Raw genomic sequence first — 18,335 nt, 5'->3', positions numbered from 1 at the left:
TTATCGGATAAATTTGATAATGGCGCATGGATTTCAAACGGTATCGTATGATTGCGATGCCTTGATTGGTCATGCCCCAGGCGCTCGGGAGGCGTCAAAGCCGGCTTAAGCTGTTCTTAAACCCCATCGTTCATAACGCTGCCAAGCATTGCATATTCTGTGAGGGGCTAATGGGATTCTCGACTTCAATCGCACTATCGCGAAAACTACCGTCAATCATCGCTGCGCTTTGCGTGGTTGCCAGTGTCAGTATCGCCGTTGTTGGCTATCTGGATTTTCGACAGGCTGTGTTTCAGGATGCGCGCAAAAATTTCCGTATCCTGACGGAAAGCCGTGGCAACAGCTTGGTTGCATGGTTTGAAAACATGGGACGGAATGTTGCAGGCTATGCAAATGATCCGACGGTCGTCGCGGCCCTTGGCTCGTTTGGCAGCTCTTATGATCTGATGATCGATAGCGCCGGTTTGCGTGATGCCTATATCACGAATAACCCCAATCCGGCCGGCGAGCGTGACCAGTTTGATCAGGCGCCTGAATCTGTTCCTTACCACTTCCAGCACGGGCGTTTTCACCCGTATTTCCGCGATATTGCGAAGACCTCTGGCTACTATGATTTCTTTTTGTTCAATCGCCGTGGCGATCTGATGTACTCGGTCGAGAAAAACGGGGATTATGCGACAAACTTCGCTGACGGGCCCCACGCCGATAGCGGCCTTGCATCGGCATTCACTGCGGCGCGGGACGGCGAGCAGGGCCAGATATATTTTGCTGACTTTGCGGGATATGAGCCGGACGCCGGCAATGCCGCAGCATTTCTGGCGACACCGGTTTTCGATCAAAGCAATCAGCTGCTTGGGGTTGTGGCTGTTCAGGTGCCAACAGGTCAAATTGATGAAATATTTAATGATCCGCTCGGACTGGATGAGACCGGACGCATATATGCCATTGGTCCTGACAGGCGGACACGTAATGCGCCGCGCTTTGAGACCGGGGTCGGGCGTCTTTCGGATGTGTCGGACGCTGCCCAAGTCAATGCGATATTCAACGGTGGCGATACGTTTCAAGGTCTGACTACCGGGATTAGTGGTGATGATATGCTCTCCAAGGGCGCTTTGATTGACGTCTTCGGACAGACGTGGGCGATCATCGGCGAGATTGCCTCTGCTGAAGTCCAGGCCCCTGTCATTGCGGCGCGCAACAAGATGATTCTGGTGACTGTCTTCGTTGCCGGTATTTCTGCGTTCTTGGGCTGGCTCACTGCGCGGTCGGTCGTGGGGCCGCTGGCGCGTCTTGGTGAGGCGATGGGCCGTGTTTCAGACAAAGACTATGATGTTGATCTGTCGGATCAGAAACGTGGTGATGAAATCGGTAGCCTATTCACTAGTCTGGATAATTTCCGTGAAAAATTGCGCGCGTCCGACCTGGCAGAGGAAGAACGCGAGACACTGCAGGTGAAACAGGCAGAGGTCGTCAACAGGTTGAGTATCGCACTCACCAAACTTGCCGATGGTGATCTGCAACATAGGATCGAAACGCCATTTGATGGCGACTATGATCAGCTGCGCCAGGACTACAACCGCACCGTACTCAATCTGAACAAGACAATCGGGTCTGTTGTCATCCGCTCTGGCGCGATCCGACAGCGTTCGGACGGGATGAGCCGCGCCTCGGATGATTTGTCTCGCCGCACAGAGAATCAGGCCGCGACACTGGAAGAGACAGCCGCGGCACTGGACCAGATGACCGCCAGCGTCAAATCTGCGGCCGATGGTGCCCGTCAGGTCAAAGAGGTTGTGGGCAGCGCACGTGATGACGCGGATAAGAGTGCGCCGGTGGTGAAAGACGCTGTGCATGCCATGACGGAAATTGAAGGGTCCTCACAGGAAATATCACAGATCATCGGTGTCATTGACGATATTGCGTTCCAGACGAATCTGCTGGCGCTGAACGCGGGCGTCGAAGCGGCGCGCGCTGGCGAGGCGGGACGTGGCTTTGCCGTTGTCGCATCAGAGGTGCGTGCGCTTGCGCAGCGTTCCTCGGATGCAGCCAAACAGATCAAATCACTGATCAGTGAAAGCTCTGGTCAGGTCGAGCGCGGTGTCACGCTTGTCGGGCAAGCCGGCGAGGTGCTGACGAAAATTGCAAGTCATATCAATCATATCTCTGATCTTGTCGCCGAAATTGCATCAGGCGCGGAAGAACAATCAATTGGTCTTGGCGAGATCAACATCGGTGTGACCCAGCTTGACAAGGTGACACAGCAAAATGCGGCAATGGTGGAAGAAGCAACTGCCAGCAGCCACGCGTTGAATGGCGACGCAGCGCAACTTGAGGAACTGGTCACGCATTTCCGCCTGGATGAAACCGCAATCGGTGGTTCTGCCGTTCAGGACAATATCATGCAATTTGTCCCGCAACCGGCACAGCATGCCCCCGACTTGCCTTCCTATCATGACGCAAGGCCTGCAGCGGCCAAGGTCATTGGCGGGGGAAGTCCCCGTGACGATATCTGGCAGGACTTTTGATTTGCCCTGAACGCGCTTAATGAAACGGTATTTGCCGCGCGTTGCAATACGACGCGCGGCATCGGCGTGCCGTTACGCGTTTTAAGGCCAATACGACCCTAAAAATCTTCATTTAGATGGGGAATTGGCTCCGACGGTAGGGATCGAACCTACGACCAATTGATTAACAGTCAACTGCTCTACCGCTGAGCTACGTCGGAACACTCGGGCCCATATAGCAATGCGATTCCGAGACGTCCAGAGGGTTTTGTGGTGTTTTTGCGAAACTTTTCAAATGCATCCGTTGCGCGCGTTTTGACCCATTAAAACACGGCGTCAGCGCGATTTTGAAAAAACATCCATGGCTTGGGGAGTGGTTGCGATAGTCGCTTTATGTCACAGCGGCCAAAGTTGCTGGAATCATATGAAAATCACGGCTTACGGGCTTGGCGCAGACGGGTCTCGGATTGCTTTGCAAAGCGTGGAAACAGTGAGGTCCTTTCCCTGATCTTGCTGCGATCTTGCACCATGTCAGCGCGAAATCCGGCAGACTGTTGCTCTGGCGTGAACGGGTCCTGACCCTACGCGCGCAAGGTGAATATTGCACCTGTTGCGAGCTGCGGTGCGGCACTGACTTTGCCGCGTTTGTAAAGGTCGACCAAATGCGCAAAGACGTTACGCTCTGCCGCTGTTGCCAGGCCAGCTGTAAGGTTCTCATAGATGGCTGACGTGATCATGGCGGGGGTTGCAGGTGTGTTGGCGAGTGTTGCAAGGATTTGCGCCTCACGCATTTTGCGGTGCGCGATCAACCACGCGAGCCGCGCCGCCGGTTGCGTGACCGGCGCACCATGCCCGGGATAATAGACACGCGCATCGTGGCTCTGGAGCTTTGCGCAGGAGGACATAAAATCGCTCAGGTCCCCATCGGGCGGAGAGACCAGCGAACTGGCCCAGCCCATGACGTGATCGCCGGTAAAGATCGCGTCGTTCCAGACAAAACAAAGGTGGTTCCCGATATGCCCTGGCGTGTGCAGGGCGGTGATGTCGCCCCAGGCACCAGACAGCATTTCGCCGTCACTGAGTGTACGGTCAGGCGAAAACGCATGGTCAATGCCTTCGCCGCCTCCGGCAAGCCCTTCTGCGGCCAGTTGCTGCATCACGGCACTGCGCCCTGCGCGACTGTCGCCAAACGCATAGGTCGGCGCGCCCAGTTTCTCACGCAAAGTTGCGGCAAGTGGAGAATGGTCCAGATGGCTGTGCGTGAGCAGGATATGTGAGACCGGACGCCCCGCAATAGCTGCTTCCAGCGCCGCCAAATGTGCCGAATCGTCAGGCCCCGGATCAATGATGGCAAGCGTCTGCCTTCCCAGGAGAAATGTGTTGGTTCCCAGATAGGTCATGGGCGAAGGGTTTGGTGCCAGCACCAGTTGCAAGTCGTCGGACAGATCCAGCGGCTTGCCTGCAACGGGAGAAAATTCTGCCATCACAACCGCTTTCCGTTTCGTCCATGGCACGCTAGCGTGGCAAAATGTTCTTTGGTTGGCTCAAAAAATACATGCCGAGAGGCATTTACGCGCGCGCGGCGCTGATTTTGGTTATGCCAATTCTGCTGCTGCAATTGCTTGTCTCTGTTGTCTTTATCCAGCGCCACTTTGAAGGTGTCACCCGCCTGATGACAAGTGCCGTCAACATTGAACTGCGCTTTTTGGTGGATACGGCAAATACCGAGACAACAGTTGCAGACGCACGCACAGCCCTCGCGCGGATTGATGGGCCCTTGGAAATCGACACTGTTTTGCCGGCGGATGATCTGATCACGCAGGATATTCTTCCCTTTGTAGACCTCACCGGCGGCACGGTCATTGAAACGCTGCGCGCGGGTGTGAATGGTATTCTGGCTGTCTCGCTGGAACAGCGTAGCAGGGTGGTGGTTTGGGTGGATACCCGGCACGGGCCCTTGCGCATGGATTTGCGGCGCGCGCGCGTGTCTGCTTCAAATCCGCATCAACTGCTGGTGATCATGGTCGTATTGGGCGGTATCATGACGGCGATTGCCTATGTCTTTTTGCGCAACCAGCTCCGTCCGATCAAACGCATGGCCCGTGCTGCCACGGATTACGGCAAGGGCCGGATCACCCCGTTTACACCAACCGGCGCAATTGAGGTCCGTGCTGCCGGAATGGCGTTTCTCGATATGCGCAACCGCCTCGAGCGCCAGACCCAAAGCCGCACAATGATGCTGTCAGGGGTCAGCCATGATCTGCGCACACCGCTGACCCGCCTGCGGTTGGGGCTTTCGATGCTGGACCCCGAGGACGCAGCGCCGCTAACGCATGACGTGGATGATATGGAGCGGCTCTTGGACGCATTTCTGGATTTTGCCCGCACCGATGCCGGCGACAGTCTTGAACCAACGATCCCGGGCCGCATTATCGAGGACGTCTTGGCTGATGCAACGCGGATGCAGCAGAATGTGACGCTGGGGGGGATCGAGGGCGCGGAGGAAGAAGTCAGTCTTCGCCCATTGGCCATCCGCCGTGCAATGGACAATCTGGTGGGCAATGCACTGCGCTATGGCACACGGGCCGAAATCGGGGTCAGTGTGACGGATCGGGCGGTCCGGTTCTGGGTTGAGGATGACGGTCCCGGCATTCCGCCAGAGCGCTATGACGAGGCGCTGAGCCCCTTCGTCCGCCTTGATCCGGCGCGCAATCAGGACAAGGGCAGCGGTGTCGGCCTTGGCCTGTCGATTGTCGCCGATATCGCGCGTACCCATGGGGGGGTCCTGCGCTTGGGGGTGAGCGAAAGGCTCGGCGGGTTAAAGGCCGAGTTGGTTCTGGCGCGCTAGGGATTGTCCGCAGCGTCCTGCAGCATGGCATCGCTCCACGCGCTCAGAAACGCGTTTCTGTTCAGCCGATCAAGATAAACCAGGAGTGCGGGGCCAAGCCGGATCGGGCCATAGGCGCGGGCTTCGGGTGTCTCGGCGGCGCCCAAAGGCGGCAGGGCCCAAACGCGCGACTCGTCGCGCATCCCTTCCTGCAAAAGGCGGTCGATAAAGAGCCCCGCGCTAGCCGTCTCCGTCGCCGTTGCAGGGATGAGTGCTGTACGCAGCATGACCGTGGCATAATCCTGCAGGTCCAGAATTTCCAACCGGTCATCACGTGCGATCCGTTCGGCTGCATAGGACCCCAGCACGTTATAGGCCAATGACAACCGGCCTGCGGCCACATCATCGATCATCTGCGCCGAACAGCAGTAGAGTGCTGCACCCCGCAAACCCATCAGTTCGGACAGCCGCCAGTAGGTATCGGAATTGCGGGCCTCTTGGGTCGCGAAAAGATACCCCAGACCGCTACTTCGGACATCATAGGTGCCAATCGCATCCTGAAAAATCTCGGGGTTCTGGCGCAGCAGCGCGATCAGGTCTTGGCGTGTTGTTGGGCGTTCGATACCTGCGAAAGTCTCGCGCGAGATGACCGCGACGGCGGGTTCTGCAGTGAAGGCAAAGACCTGATTGCGCCATTGTGCCCAGACGGGCAGGGCCTGCGTCACGGGGGATGTATAGGCCTGTGCCGCACCATCATTGGCCAGTTGGAATTGCAGGTCCATCGCCGAAGAAATGGCGACATCAAACACCGCACCCTGCGTAAGGGCGCGATGCAACTCGGCGCTTGAGGTCACCGAATAGTCGATACCGATCGTGGGGTTTTCGGCCTGAAATGCCAGAATGAAGGGCTCGAAAACCTCCAGGTCACCGGTCGAGATCACTTTGAGGACAACCTCACCCGTGCCGGGGTAGAATTTCTGGTCTTCAAGTTCCAAGGCGGCCAGTGGCCCGCCCAGACAGTGCAAGAGTGCTGCCGCAATCAGGCTGCGGGCAAGATCAGGGAAACGCATGCGCCTGCTCCATCTTCGGGAATTGTCAGTTCGATACGGCCACCATGGGCATCAAGCACTTCTTTTGCGATGGTGAGCCCAAGGCCGGATCCGACCACCTGATCGACGTTGGTGCCGCGCTGAAAGCGCGCGGTCAGATCCGGTAAGGAGGGCGCGGAAAACCCGCGCCCATGATCGCGCACCGTCAGGCGCCAGAATTTGTCGTCCATGCGGTCAAGGGTGACATTGATGTCGGTTTCCGCAGGCGAATATTTGACAGAGTTGTCCAGAACATTGCGCAGCGCGCTTTCCAGCAAAATCGCATCACCGCGCACATCAGCGGGGCCGCGGCAATTCAGGATGATCGCGATGTCTTTCATGTCGGCGGTCGGTGCAAGCCCGTCCGACACACGCGCTGCCAGTTCCGCCAGATCAACGTGGTCCTGCGCCAGCGCATCGGCACGAAAGCTGACCGTGGCATGATCCAGAAGCTGGCTGGCGGAGCGTGAGCTTTCATCGACTGCACGGATAATCCGTCGCAACATTTGTTTTTCTTCTTCTTTTTCAACTGTATGCAGCGCCAGTTCTGCCTGCACCCGTACCGTCGCCAAGGGCGTGCGGACGCGGTGCGCAGCTTCGGCAATAAACTCCTCGGACCGCCGGATGGATTGTCCCAACCGCTCCATCAGACGGTTGAGGGCAATCAAAAGTGGTGACAGTTCCGCGGGAACCTGGCGGCGCAAGGGTCGCAAATCGGCCGGGCCGCGCCGTGATACGGCCTGTGCAAAGCTGTTAAGCGGCTTCAATGCGTTGCTCGCTGCAACGGCCCCGAGCCCCACGGCAAGCACAAAGAGCGCCACGGAAAGCCCTGCGGCTGTTTGTGAAAGTTCAGAGCCAATCGCCTCTACTCCTGTACGCGTCTGAGCGACAGTGACCAGAACGGGGACTGGCTGTTGGCCTGCCAGAACCGTGCGTTGGACGGTGACCGCACGGACCATGTCATCGCGATAATTCATCGTGCGGACAGTCGCAGCCCCGGGCCGGCCGACCGGATTAACGGGTTCGGCCAGATCATCATAGCCGGTCAGCGTCACACCCTCAGCAGACACGCGGTAGAACACGCGGTCCTGACCGATCGCATCCAGCATCGCAAAGGCTGAATAGGGCAGTTCCAGCAGAATCGTGCCCTGTTCACTGCGCAACGCCTCGGCGATCGTGGTGGCCGAGGCGACAAGCACGTTGTCTTGGGTCTGTTCGGCCGCTTCGCGTGCGAAGGTCGTAACGGTCCACCATGACAGGATAGCCAGCACAGCCGCGACACCCGCAAGCAGGATCGTCAGGCGTTGGCCGATGGAGCGCCACCAGAACGGCAGCGAATTGATGGTACTCATGGCCATGTCATCCGGTATCCGATACCGCGCACTGTTTCGATCTCGACCCCGGCCTCTTGAAGCCGCTTGCGCAGGCGGCCGACATAAACCTCGATTGCGTTTTCGCTCACTTCGGCATCCTGCGAGAACAGGCGGTCAAGCAGTTGGGTCTTGGACAGGATTTGCCCCTTGTTGCGCGCAAAGACTTCGAGCAGGCGCAGTTCGCGGTTGCGCAGGGGCTTTGTGTCGCCGTTTTGCTGCAGGGTCCCGCCTGACGGGTCAAAGAGCGCCGTGCCAAGCGGAATAAGTGCGGGTGTCGGCGTGCCGCGACGGCGCAGAACTGCACGACATCTGGCTTCTAACTCACCGAAATCAAATGGTTTTGTGATATAGTCATCAGCGCCCATATCAAGCGTATCCACGCGGTCGGACACTTGGCTGCGCGCGGTGAGCACAATCACCGGAAGTCGCTCGACTGTCCGTGTTTTGCGCAAAAATTCACGACCGTCACCATCGGGCAGCATCACATCAAGCAGCATCAGGTCATAGTCCGCAATGGCCAGCCATTCCTCGGCCTCGGCCAATGTCATGGCATGATCCACAGCATGTCCGTCAAGCGACAAGCGCGCGATCACGGCCTCCCCCAGTTCTTCGTTATCCTCAACGAGCAAAAAGCGCATTGATCGGTTTCTCCTCGGTCCGCACAGCCCCAAATCGGGACGTGCGTGAATTAATTCATCTGGTGTCAGGCTCGTGTCAGCTTCGCATGCGGTTATTTAGCATGGGCGGGGAAACCGCGCCTGTCAAATGGGAGGAATACAGATGACATTGAACATGACCCGCCGGGTCGTGATGGCCGCTGCGGCCGTCACACTCGCTTTTACAAACCCAGCAACCGCTGGCGGCCATCAGGTGATGGACGAGATTAATTTCCTGATCCCCGGCGGCGCTGGTGGTGGTTGGGATGGCACTGCCCGTGGCACTGGTGAGGCGTTGACTGCTTCCGGCCTTGTCGGCACCGCATCTTACGAGAACATGTCCGGTGGCGGGGGCGGTGTTGCGATTGCCCACCTGATCGAAAATGCGGAATCACTGCAGAACACCATGATGGTGAATTCCACACCGATCATCATCCGCTCGCTCACAGGCGTGTTTCCACAAAGCTATCGTGACCTGACACTGATCGCCGGCACCGTTGGTGACTATGCGGCGATTGTTGTCAGCATCGACAGCCCGATCCAGTCGATGGATGATCTGCTGGCTGCGTACCGTGAAGACGGCATGGGCTTCGCCGTTGGTGGTGGGTCTGTGCCCGGCGGGCTTGACCACCTAGTTGCGGCATCTGTAATGCAGGCCGCTGGCGAAGACCCCACAGCGTTCAACTACATTCCATATGACGCTGGTGGCGCTGCCATGGCAGGTCTGCTGTCCGGTGAAATCCAGGCGCTCTCAACCGGTTTTTCCGAGGCGATTGCGCTGGCCGACCAGGGCGAAGTCCGCATTCTCGGCGTGACATCCCCCGAGCGTGTACCTGCCTATGACAGCGCGCCCACAATGGTCGAGCAGGGTCTCGATACCACATTCATCAACTGGCGCGGCTTCTTTGCTGCACCCGGTTTGGCGGACGAACAGGTTGCGAAAATGCAGGCCGCCATTGCTGCGATGTACGACACACCCGAGTGGGAAGAAGTCCGCGCGCGTAACGGCTGGGTCAACATCTACAACAACGGTGAAGACTTCCGCGCATTCCTGGACAACCAGGAAAAGGAAATCGGTGACCTGATGCGGACACTCGGCTTTCTCTAAGAACTAAGCCGCAATACCTTACCGTCCCGCGATCATGCGGGACGGTTTCACTACACGAATTTTCAGGGAGGGGAATTCATGGCGCTGGATCGTTGGATCGCGCTGATCTTTGTCTTATTTTGCTGCGTTTATGGCTATGCCGCATTCTTTACGATGGATCAGCTTCTTCCCCCCTTTATGCAACGTAACCCTGTGTGGCCCTCGACCTTTCCAAAGGTGCTGGCCGTTCTCGGGATTATCGTTGGTCTGGTTGTGCTTTTGGGTCTGGAAAAGACCGACGACAGCGACGCGGGCCCCTCGGCCACTGAAATCAACTATCGCCGTTTGCATGAATACAAACTCGGTCAGGCGCTGATGCTGCTGGCGCTGATGGTGCTTTACGCGCTGATGCTGCGGCCTGCGGGTTTTCTGATCTCGACCACCGTCTTTCTGGTGGCCGGCAGCGCGATCCTGGGTGAGCGCAAGTTTCACATCATGATCCCCGTTGCGGTCTTCGCCACAGGTTTTGTGTGGTATCTGGTCCAAGAGGTGCTTGGCATCTTCTTGCGGCCCTTTCCGTTTTTCATGGGGATGTAGGCAATGCTTGAAGGAATTTTGATTGGCCTTGAAGCGGCCTTTTCCGTGCAGAACATCCTTATGGTGGTGTTCGGTTGTCTGATCGGAACATTCATCGGCATGTTGCCGGGTCTGGGGCCGATGTCGATTATCGCCATCATGATCCCGGTGGCGATTACCTTGGGTGATCCGGCCGCGGCGCTGATCCTGTTGGCCGGCGTCTATTACGGTGCGATCTTTGGCGGCTCGACCTCGTCGATCCTGCTGAATGCGCCCGGCGTGGCAGGGACCGTCGCCACCAGCTTTGACGGCTATCCGATGGCGCGCAAGGGGCAGGCTGGCAAGGCGCTGACCATCGCGGCCGTCAGTAGCTTTGCGGGCGGTACGATCGGGGCGATCCTTTTGATGGTTTTTGCACCCGCGCTTTCATCCGTTGCGCTCTTGTTCCATTCGGCCGAGTATTTTGCGCTGATGGTCGTTGGTCTGTCGGCCATCGCAGCCTTCGCCGGCACAGGGCAAGTGGGTAAGGCGCTGATGATGACCCTGCTGGGTCTGATCCTTGCCACCGTGGGCGAGGGCGCATTGTTCAGCATGCCGCGCTTTACCATGGGCATGATGGACCTGCAGTCCGGCATCAGCTTTATCACACTGGCGATGGCGATGTTTGCCCTGCCAGAGGCGCTTTTTCTTGTGCTGAACCCCGCACGCGGGGCCAGCAATGCCGAAGGCGGTAGCAACAAGATCACCAATCTGCGCTTTTCGCGCGCCGAAGGGCGGGCAATGTTGCCGGTGATCGGGCGTCAGTCTGTCCAAGGCTTTTTCATCGGCGTTTTGCCCGGTGCAGGGGCGACGATTGCGTCTTTCCTCGGCTATGCTGTGGAACGCAACCTTGCCAAAGGCGAAGAGCAGGCCGAATTCGGCAAAGGGTCGATCAAAGGCCTCGCTGCGCCGGAAACAGCCAATAACGCGGCCTGTACCGGATCATTTGTGCCGCTGTTGACCTTGGGTATTCCGGGGTCGGGAACCACAGCGATCCTGCTGGGCGCGCTGATTGCATTGAATGTCACCCCCGGTCCGCGTCTGATGACGGACACGCCCGAGATTTTCTGGGCTGTCATTATCTCGATGTTCATCGGCAATCTGGTGCTCTTGGTGCTGAACCTGCCGCTGATCCCCTATATCGCCAAGATCCTCTCGATCCCGCGCAACTACCTGATCCCCTTCATTCTGTTTTTTACGCTGATGGGGGCCTATATCGGGCAGAATAACGCGACCGAGCTCTTGATCCTTGTGGGCTTTGGTGTGGTCGCCACGATCCTGCGGTTTGCGGATTATCCGCTGGCACCGCTTTTGATCGGGTTCATCCTTGGCACGATGCTGGAAGACAACTTTGCGCGCTCCATGCAGCTTTATCAGGGGCTTGGCTTTATCCTTGAGCGTCCGATGACATTGGGCCTGCTGGTTTTGGCCCTTCTGCTGGTGCTTTTGCCAAGTTACCGTGCACGCCGTGCGCGCAAGCGGGCGGAAGGTGTCGCCGACGGCGATTGATTATAGCAGGCGCGCAGATTTCGTTTTGGAATCTGCGCGTGGCGACCTAACACTTGGGCATGATCCTGTCCAAACCCCGTACACCCGAAATGGACGCAGGCCGCCACCATCGCGCGCGGCTGGGATTTATCCTGATGTCCACTGATCTGGCCTGCGAGGCCGATTGCATGGATATGGCCCCCGATGGTGTGGCCGTCCATTTCACCCGTTTGAAAACGGATGATCACACCACCAATGAAACGCTGGCGCGACACATCGACGATATGGCCGATGCCGCCTCGCGCCTGCAGCCCGATATGCGCCCCGAGGTGATCAGCTATTGCTGTACCTCCGGCTCGATTATCTGCGGCGAGCAAAGCGTCTTTCGCGAAATCCGCAAAGGTGCGCCATGGGCCCAGCCTATGTGCATCGTCACCGGTGTGATGGATGCGTTGCGTGAAGTGGGCGCGCAAAAGATCGTCGTCGGCACGCCCTATCTGGACGAGATCAACACCGCCGAGGCCGCTTATCTGGCACAAGCGGGTTTTGACGTGCTGGATATTCAGGGTTTGCAACTGGCAACGGGCATTGAATTTGGCCGTGTCACACCCGATTACTGGAAGCAGTTTGCGCTGGACCTCGACCGCCCGGATGCGGATGCGATTTTTCTGTCCTGCAGCGGCATCCGCGCGCTTGAGGTCGTCGACGAGATCGAACAGATCGTGGGTAAGCCGGTCATTACCTCAAATCAGGCGCAATTCTGGTCGTGTTTGCGCAGGGCAGGGATCATGGATGACCTGCAGGGGTTCGGCCAGATTTTCAAACACAGCGGGCGCGCGATATCAGGCACGGTGCCCAGATGACGGCACCATCGACACGCGGGTTTCCGGAGGCTGAATATCGCACGCGTACAACGCGCGCGCAGGAAAAGATGGCGGAGCAGGGACTTGATGGCCTGTTGCTGATGACCGAAGCAGAGGTCACCTATTTCACCGGCTTCCAAACTCTGTTCTGGCAAAGCCCGACACGGCCATGGTTTGTTTTTGTGCCGCAAGCCGGCAAGCCCGTCGCGATCATCCCTGAAATCGGCGCTGCTCTTATGCGTCAGACATGGGTGGATGACATCCGCACGTGGTGCGCGCCTTGTCCTGCGGATGACGGGATCAGCTTGCTGACTGAGCTGTTGGCGCCTTGCACAAAGATCGGGGTCATGCTGGGCCACGAGACACATCTGCGCATGCCTTTGGCAGATTGGAACAGGTTGATGGCGGGATTGCCGGGCATTCAGGTCTCCGATGCGGGGCCGCTGGTGCAAGGCCTGCGCATGGTGAAATCTGACGCCGAGATTGCGAAACTTGCGCATGTCTGCGCGATCGGGTCGGCGACCTTTGCGCAGGTGCCCGCGTTTGCACAAGAAGGCACGCCGCTCGATGCTGTGTTCCGCGAGTTTCGGCGCGCCGCATTGGCACAGGGTGCCGACGGCGCGCCCTATGTGGTGGGGGCGGCGGCACAGGGGGGCTATGCGGATGTCATCTCGCCGCCGGACGGCACACCGCTTGCCAAGGGCGATATCCTGATGCTGGACAGTGGCATGGTCTGCGACGGCTATTATTGCGATTTTGATCGCAACTGGGCAATCGGGCGGGCCGATGACATGGCCAAACTTGCCTATGACGTACTCTGGCGCGCAACAGAAGCAGGGATCGCCGCAGCGCGCCCCGGAACCACCTGTCAGGCCCTTTGTGCCGCAATGAACGCAGTGATCGCCGAGATACAGGACAGCGGGGGTGACATCGGTCGTTTGGGGCACGGATTGGGACTGCAACTGACCGAACAACCCTCGCTCGCGGGCTTTGATGCGACGGTCTTGCAAGAGAATATGGTCATTACATTGGAACCCTCTGTGTCTTACGGTGACGGGCTGATGATGGTGCATGAAGAGAACATCGTGGTGACACCCGAAGGGGGGCGTTTGCTGACGACCCGTGCCGCGCCGGAACTGCCGATCATTTAGAGGTTTCGCGTGTATCGAATCTCTTGCGCGCAGGTCGGGAACGGGGCAAGTTGCGTCGCAATCGACGTCGGGAGAACCAACCCAGTTGGTGCCGAAGGAGCAACCGCCCCGGAAACTCTCAGGCCACAGGACCGACGTAGGCAAGAAAACTCTGGAGAGTGGCAGGTCGCTGCCCGCCGAAGGGATAGCAATCTCAGGCATCAGGACAGAGGGGGCATCACGCACGTCGGCATCCGCTGCCGTGCCCACGTGGTGCCGTTTGATCGCGAGATCGTGTCGGCCGGAAAGAAGGAACGGCTTGGCAATGTCTGATCTGCACCAAACCCCGCTACATGCGCTTCACCTTTCGCTGGGGGCAAAAATGGTGCCCTTTGCCGGTTATGATATGCCTGTCCAATATCCGATGGGCGTGCTGCAGGAACATCAGCACACGCGGACAAAGGCAGGCCTGTTTGATGTCAGCCACATGGGGCAGGTGCGTGTAACGGGTGCCGATTACACAAGTGCTGCGGCGGCACTGGAGCGGCTGATCCCAGTGGACATTCTGGATCTGGCCGAAAACCGTCAGCGCTATGGGTTTTTCACCAATGCGGCGGGCGGCATCCGCGATGATCTGATGCTGGCGAACCGTGGCGATCATGCATTCATCGTTGTGAACGCCGCCTGCAAAGCAGACGATATTGCCTATATGCAAGCCGAACTGACCGATGTGTCCGTGACCGAAATCACCGACCGCGCGCTTTTGGCGCTGCAAGGTCCGGCGGCAGAGGCTGTGCTGTCCACCCTCGATCCGCGCGCCGCTGATATGCGCTTTATGGATGTTGCGACGCTGACACTCGCAGGTGCGGAATGCTGGGTCTCGCGGTCGGGCTATACCGGCGAGGACGGCTATGAAATCTCGGTTCCTGCGGATGAGGCGGTGGCCTTGGCAGAGGCGCTATTGGCACATGACGATGTGGCCCCCATCGGGTTGGGCGCGCGCGACAGTCTGCGCCTTGAAGCGGGTCTTTGCCTTTACGGACATGATATCGACGCAGGAACAAACCCTGCCGAGGCCGCCCTTGGGTGGGCGATCCAGAAGGTCCGCCGCGCAGGCGGCGCACGCGCTGGCGGGTTTGTCGGCGCGGAAGTCATTTTGCCCGCCCTTTCAGAGGGTGTTGCGCGCAAACGTGTGGGCCTGCTCCCGCAAGGCCGCGCGCCGATGCGCGAAGGTGTGCCGCTTTTTGCCAGCGAGGACGCTGCCACTCCGGTTGGCACGATCACATCGGGCGGTTTCGGCCCGACCGTCGGCGCACCTGTCGCGATGGGCTATCTGCCCACGGACCTTTCTGCCACCGGCACCACCGTCTGGGGCGAATTGCGCGGCAAACGGCTGCCGCTGACTGTTGCCGCGATGCCTTTTACCCCTGCCAATTTCAAACGTTAACTCTGGAGAGCCCCGATGAAATACACCGAAGAACATGAATGGCTGCGCCCCGAAGACGACCTGATCGTTGTGGGCATCACCGAGCACGCCACAACCCAACTGGGCGATATCGTTTTTGTCGAATTGCCCGAAGTCGGCGCGACCGTGACCAAGGACGACGAGATTGTTGTCATCGAAAGCGTCAAGGCGGCTTCTGATATCCTTGCGCCACTGGACGGTGAAATCGTTGAAGTGAACACAGCCCTTGCCGATAATCCCTCCCTCGCCAACGAGGACGCCATCGGGGATGGCTGGTTCTTCAAGATCAAGCCGTCCGACCCGTCACAGATGGACGAATACATGGACGAAGCAGCCTATAACGCAATGATCGCCTGAACACGCGCGGAGCCTGACATGCCTTTTACCCCGACCGATTATCTGCCCTATGACTTTGCCAACCGCCGCCATATCGGACCCTCGCAGACCGAAATGGCGCAGATGCTGGAAGTGGTCGGGGCGAAGGACCTTGATGCGCTGATTGACGACACATTGCCCGCTGCGATCCGGCAGAAAGACCCGCTGGATTTCGGCAAGCCGCTGTCCGAGGCAGAGTTGCTGCGCCGCATGAAAAAGACGGCCCAAAAGAACAAGGTGCTGACCTCCTTGATCGGGCAGGGGTATCATGGCACGGTCACGCCCCCCGCAATCCAGCGCAATATTTTCGAAAATCCGGCGTGGTACACCGCCTATACGCCCTATCAGCCCGAGATTTCACAAGGCCGGCTTGAGGCATTGTTGAACTTCCAGACCATGGTCTCCGACCTGACTGGACTGGAGATTGCCAACGCGTCCCTGTTGGACGAGGCAACCGCCTGCGCCGAGGCGATGACCATGGCGCAGCGTGTCGCCAAGAGCAAAGCCAAGGCGTTCTTTGTTGACGAAAACTGCCACCCCCAAAACATCGCTGTCATCCAGACCCGCGCCGCACCTTTGGGGATCGAGGTGATCGTGGGTGATCCGGACACATTGGATGCCGCGGCGGTCTTTGGCGGGATCTTCCAGTTTCCCGGGACCCACGGGCATTTGCGTGACTTCACCGACCAGATTGCGGCCCTGCATGCCGAAAACGCCATTGGTGTGATTGCGGCTGATCCGCTGTCACTGACCCTATTCAAAGAACCCGGTGCAATGGGCGCCGATATCGCCGTCGGCAGCACCCAGCGGTTTGGCGTGCCCATTGGCTATGGCGGCCCGCACGCGGCCTATATGGCGACGAAAAAGGCCTATGCCCGCTCCATGCCCGGCCGCATTGTGGGTGTGTCGATCGACAGCCACGGCAACCGCGCATACCGGCTGTCCTTGCAGACGCGCGAACAGCATATCCGCCGCGAAAAGGCGACGTCCAACGTGTGCACGGCACAAGCGCTTTTGGCGGTGATGGCCGGGTTTTATGCCGTTTTCCATGGCCCCGAGGGGTTGAAAGCCATTGCCCAACGCATTCACCGCAAAACCGCGCGGCTGGTTGAGGGGCTGAAAGACGCGGGCTTTGACGTGCGCCCCGCAACCTTCTTTGACACGGTGTCGGTCGATGTGGGGCCCTTGCAGGCGGCCGTCATGGCCGCGGCGGTGAACGAAGGGATCAACCTGCGCGCGGTGGGCAAAACCCAGGTGGGGATCACGCTGGATGAACGCACACGGCCCGAGACAATCGAGGCCGTCTGGCGCGCGTTTGGCATCACGCGGGCGGACAAGGATTATACGCCGCATTATCACATGCCCGAAAAGCTGATCCGCACGTCCGACTATCTGACGCATCCTGTGTTCCACATGAACCGCGCCGAGACGGAAATGATGCGCTATATGCGCCGCCTTGCGGATCGTGACCTGGCGCTGGACCGCGCCATGATCCCGCTGGGGTCGTGCACGATGAAGCTGAATTCCGCCGCCGAGATGATGCCAGTCTCCTGGGACGAATTCGCGCTGCTGCACCCCTATGCGCCCCGCGATCAGGCCGAAGGCTATCACGAAATGATCGACGATCTGTCCGCGAAACTCTGTGATGTGACCGGCTATGACGCGATCTCGATGCAGCCCAATTCCGGCGCGCAGGGCGAATATGCGGGGCTTTTGACGATTGCGCGCTATCACGCTGAGCAGGGGCAGGGGCACCGCAATATCTGCCTGATCCCGATGTCCGCGCATGGCACGAACCCAGCCTCGGCGCAGATGGTCGGCTGGACTGTGGTGCCGATCAAATCAGCTGCGAACGGTGATATTGATCTGGACGATTTCCGCGCCAAAGCCGCACAGCACGCCGACAACCTCGCAGGCTGCATGATCACCTATCCCTCGACCCATGGTGTGTTCGAGGAAACCGTGATCGAGGTTTGCAAGATTACCCATGACCATGGTGGCCAGGTCTATATCGACGGGGCCAATATGAACGCTATGGTCGGCCTGTCGCGCCCCGGTGATCTGGGGGGCGATGTCAGCCACCTGAACCTGCACAAGACCTTCTGCATTCCCCATGGCGGCGGTGGCCCCGGCATGGGACCGATCGGTGTGAAATCCCATCTGATCCCGCATCTGCCCGGTGATCCCAATGGCGGGACAGGGGCGGTGTCGGCGGCGGCCTACGGCTCGCCCTCGCTCTTGCCGATCTCTTGGGCCTATTGCCTGATGATGGGCGGTGAAGGGCTGACACAGGCGACGCGCGTTGCGATCCTGAACGCCAATTATATCGCCAAGCGGCTCGAAGGGGCCTTTGATGTGCTCTACAAAGGGCCAACCGGCCGCGTGGCGCATGAATGTATCATCGACACACGCCCCTTTGCGGATAGTGCAGGTGTGACAGTAGATGATATCGCCAAGCGCCTGATCGACAACGGTTTTCACGCCCCCACGATGAGCTGGCCTGTGGCCGGAACGCTGATGGTGGAACCCACAGAGTCCGAAACCAAGGCCGAGCTTGACCGGTTCTGCGATGCGATGCTGGCAATCCGCGCCGAGATTGCCCAGATCGAAAACGGCCAGATCGACGCGGTCAATAACCCGCTCAAGAACGCCCCGCACACAATGGAAGACCTCGTGCTGGATTGGGACCGCCCTTATTCGCGCGAAGTAGGGTGCTTCCCGCCCGGTGCGTTCCGGATCGACAAATACTGGCCGCCCGTGAACCGCGTCGACAATGTCTGGGGCGACCGCAACCTGACCTGCACCTGCCCGCCGATGACAGACTATCTGGAAGCGGCAGAGTAGGGGCGGCATCAGGACAGCAT

14 protein-coding genes, 1 tRNA gene and 1 riboswitch are annotated in these 18,335 nt (G+C 58.8%); of the genes, 10 read left to right on the top strand and 5 right to left on the bottom strand.

The genetic code is table 11. The features are described from left to right. Positions 1-170 precede the first annotated feature (170 nt). Positions 171-2,525 (top strand): methyl-accepting chemotaxis protein, encoded by a 2,355-nt coding sequence (locus tag C7964_RS06620; RefSeq protein ID WP_181417121.1) that lies wholly within the window; start codon positions 171-173, stop codon positions 2,523-2,525. A gap of 125 nt (positions 2,526-2,650) precedes the next feature. Here C7964_RS06620 and C7964_RS06615 read toward each other — a convergent pair. Then, a tRNA-Asn gene (locus C7964_RS06615) sits at positions 2,651-2,725 on the bottom strand. 360 nt (positions 2,726-3,085) lie between these two features. Beyond that, the gene (locus C7964_RS06610) at positions 3,086-3,988 is read right to left on the bottom strand and encodes an MBL fold metallo-hydrolase (RefSeq protein WP_110278886.1); all 903 of its coding nucleotides are present in this window, start codon (positions 3,986-3,988) and stop codon (positions 3,086-3,088) included. A gap of 44 nt (positions 3,989-4,032) precedes the next feature. Here C7964_RS06610 and C7964_RS06605 point away from each other — a divergent pair, with 44 nt between their 5' ends. After that, positions 4,033-5,352, top strand: coding sequence for an ATP-binding protein (locus C7964_RS06605; protein ID WP_110278885.1), 1,320 nt, complete (start codon positions 4,033-4,035; stop codon positions 5,350-5,352). Here C7964_RS06605 and C7964_RS06600 read toward each other — a convergent pair. The 3 genes from C7964_RS06600 to C7964_RS06590 are packed head-to-tail and all read right to left on the bottom strand — an operon-like array spanning position 5,349 to position 8,430. Further along, positions 5,349-6,401, bottom strand: coding sequence for an extracellular solute-binding protein (locus tag C7964_RS06600; protein WP_110278884.1), 1,053 nt, complete (start codon positions 6,399-6,401; stop codon positions 5,349-5,351). The two genes, C7964_RS06605 and C7964_RS06600, sit on opposite strands and share 4 nt — an antisense overlap. Further along, complete coding sequence (locus C7964_RS06595) at positions 6,371-7,771, bottom strand: sensor histidine kinase (protein WP_110278883.1); 1,401 nt, start codon at positions 7,769-7,771, stop codon at positions 6,371-6,373. The genes C7964_RS06600 and C7964_RS06595 overlap by 31 nt, the downstream gene beginning before the upstream one ends. Beyond that, complete coding sequence (locus C7964_RS06590) at positions 7,768-8,430, bottom strand: response regulator transcription factor (RefSeq protein WP_110278882.1); 663 nt, start codon at positions 8,428-8,430, stop codon at positions 7,768-7,770. The genes C7964_RS06595 and C7964_RS06590 overlap by 4 nt, the downstream gene beginning before the upstream one ends. Positions 8,431-8,572: 142 nt before the next feature. Between C7964_RS06590 and C7964_RS06585 the strand changes: the two genes are divergently transcribed. The 8 genes from C7964_RS06585 (at position 8,573) to gcvP (ending at position 18,315) form a co-directional block, all read left to right on the top strand. Beyond that, a complete protein-coding gene (locus C7964_RS06585) occupies positions 8,573-9,556 on the top strand; it encodes a Bug family tripartite tricarboxylate transporter substrate binding protein (protein WP_110278881.1) in 984 nt (327 codons plus the stop codon). Positions 9,557-9,634: 78 nt separating this feature from the next. Beyond that, positions 9,635-10,132, top strand: coding sequence for a tripartite tricarboxylate transporter TctB family protein (locus C7964_RS06580; RefSeq protein WP_110278880.1), 498 nt, complete (start codon positions 9,635-9,637; stop codon positions 10,130-10,132). Positions 10,133-10,135: 3 nt separating this feature from the next. Then, positions 10,136-11,659, top strand: coding sequence for a tripartite tricarboxylate transporter permease (locus C7964_RS06575; protein ID WP_110278879.1), 1,524 nt, complete (start codon positions 10,136-10,138; stop codon positions 11,657-11,659). A gap of 59 nt (positions 11,660-11,718) precedes the next feature. Next, positions 11,719-12,501: a maleate cis-trans isomerase family protein gene (locus C7964_RS06570; protein WP_110278878.1), complete on the top strand. Its 783-nt coding sequence runs from the start codon at positions 11,719-11,721 to the stop codon at positions 12,499-12,501. Then, the gene (locus C7964_RS06565; RefSeq protein WP_110278877.1) at positions 12,498-13,652 is read left to right on the top strand and encodes a M24 family metallopeptidase; all 1,155 of its coding nucleotides are present in this window, start codon (positions 12,498-12,500) and stop codon (positions 13,650-13,652) included. Before C7964_RS06570 ends, C7964_RS06565 begins: the two co-directional genes overlap by 4 nt. 58 nt (positions 13,653-13,710) lie before the next feature. Further along, a riboswitch (glycine riboswitch) is annotated at positions 13,711-13,796 on the top strand. 160 nt (positions 13,797-13,956) lie between these two features. After that, positions 13,957-15,078, top strand: a complete 1,122-nt coding sequence (gene gcvT, locus C7964_RS06560; RefSeq protein WP_110278876.1) for a glycine cleavage system aminomethyltransferase GcvT — start codon at positions 13,957-13,959, stop codon at positions 15,076-15,078. A gap of 15 nt (positions 15,079-15,093) precedes the next feature. Further along, positions 15,094-15,453, top strand: coding sequence for a glycine cleavage system protein GcvH (gene gcvH, locus C7964_RS06555; protein ID WP_110278875.1), 360 nt, complete (start codon positions 15,094-15,096; stop codon positions 15,451-15,453). 18 nt (positions 15,454-15,471) lie between these two features. Next, positions 15,472-18,315: an aminomethyl-transferring glycine dehydrogenase gene (gene gcvP, locus C7964_RS06550; protein WP_110278874.1), complete on the top strand. Its 2,844-nt coding sequence runs from the start codon at positions 15,472-15,474 to the stop codon at positions 18,313-18,315. Positions 18,316-18,335: the final 20 nt, after the last annotated feature.

It is taken from the genome of Loktanella sp. PT4BL (assembly GCF_003201935.1).
Classification (GTDB): Bacteria; Pseudomonadota; Alphaproteobacteria; order Rhodobacterales; family Rhodobacteraceae; genus Yoonia.
The sequence above is the reverse complement of the archived record's forward strand: the minus strand, read 5'-3'. Positions and strand labels throughout refer to the sequence as shown.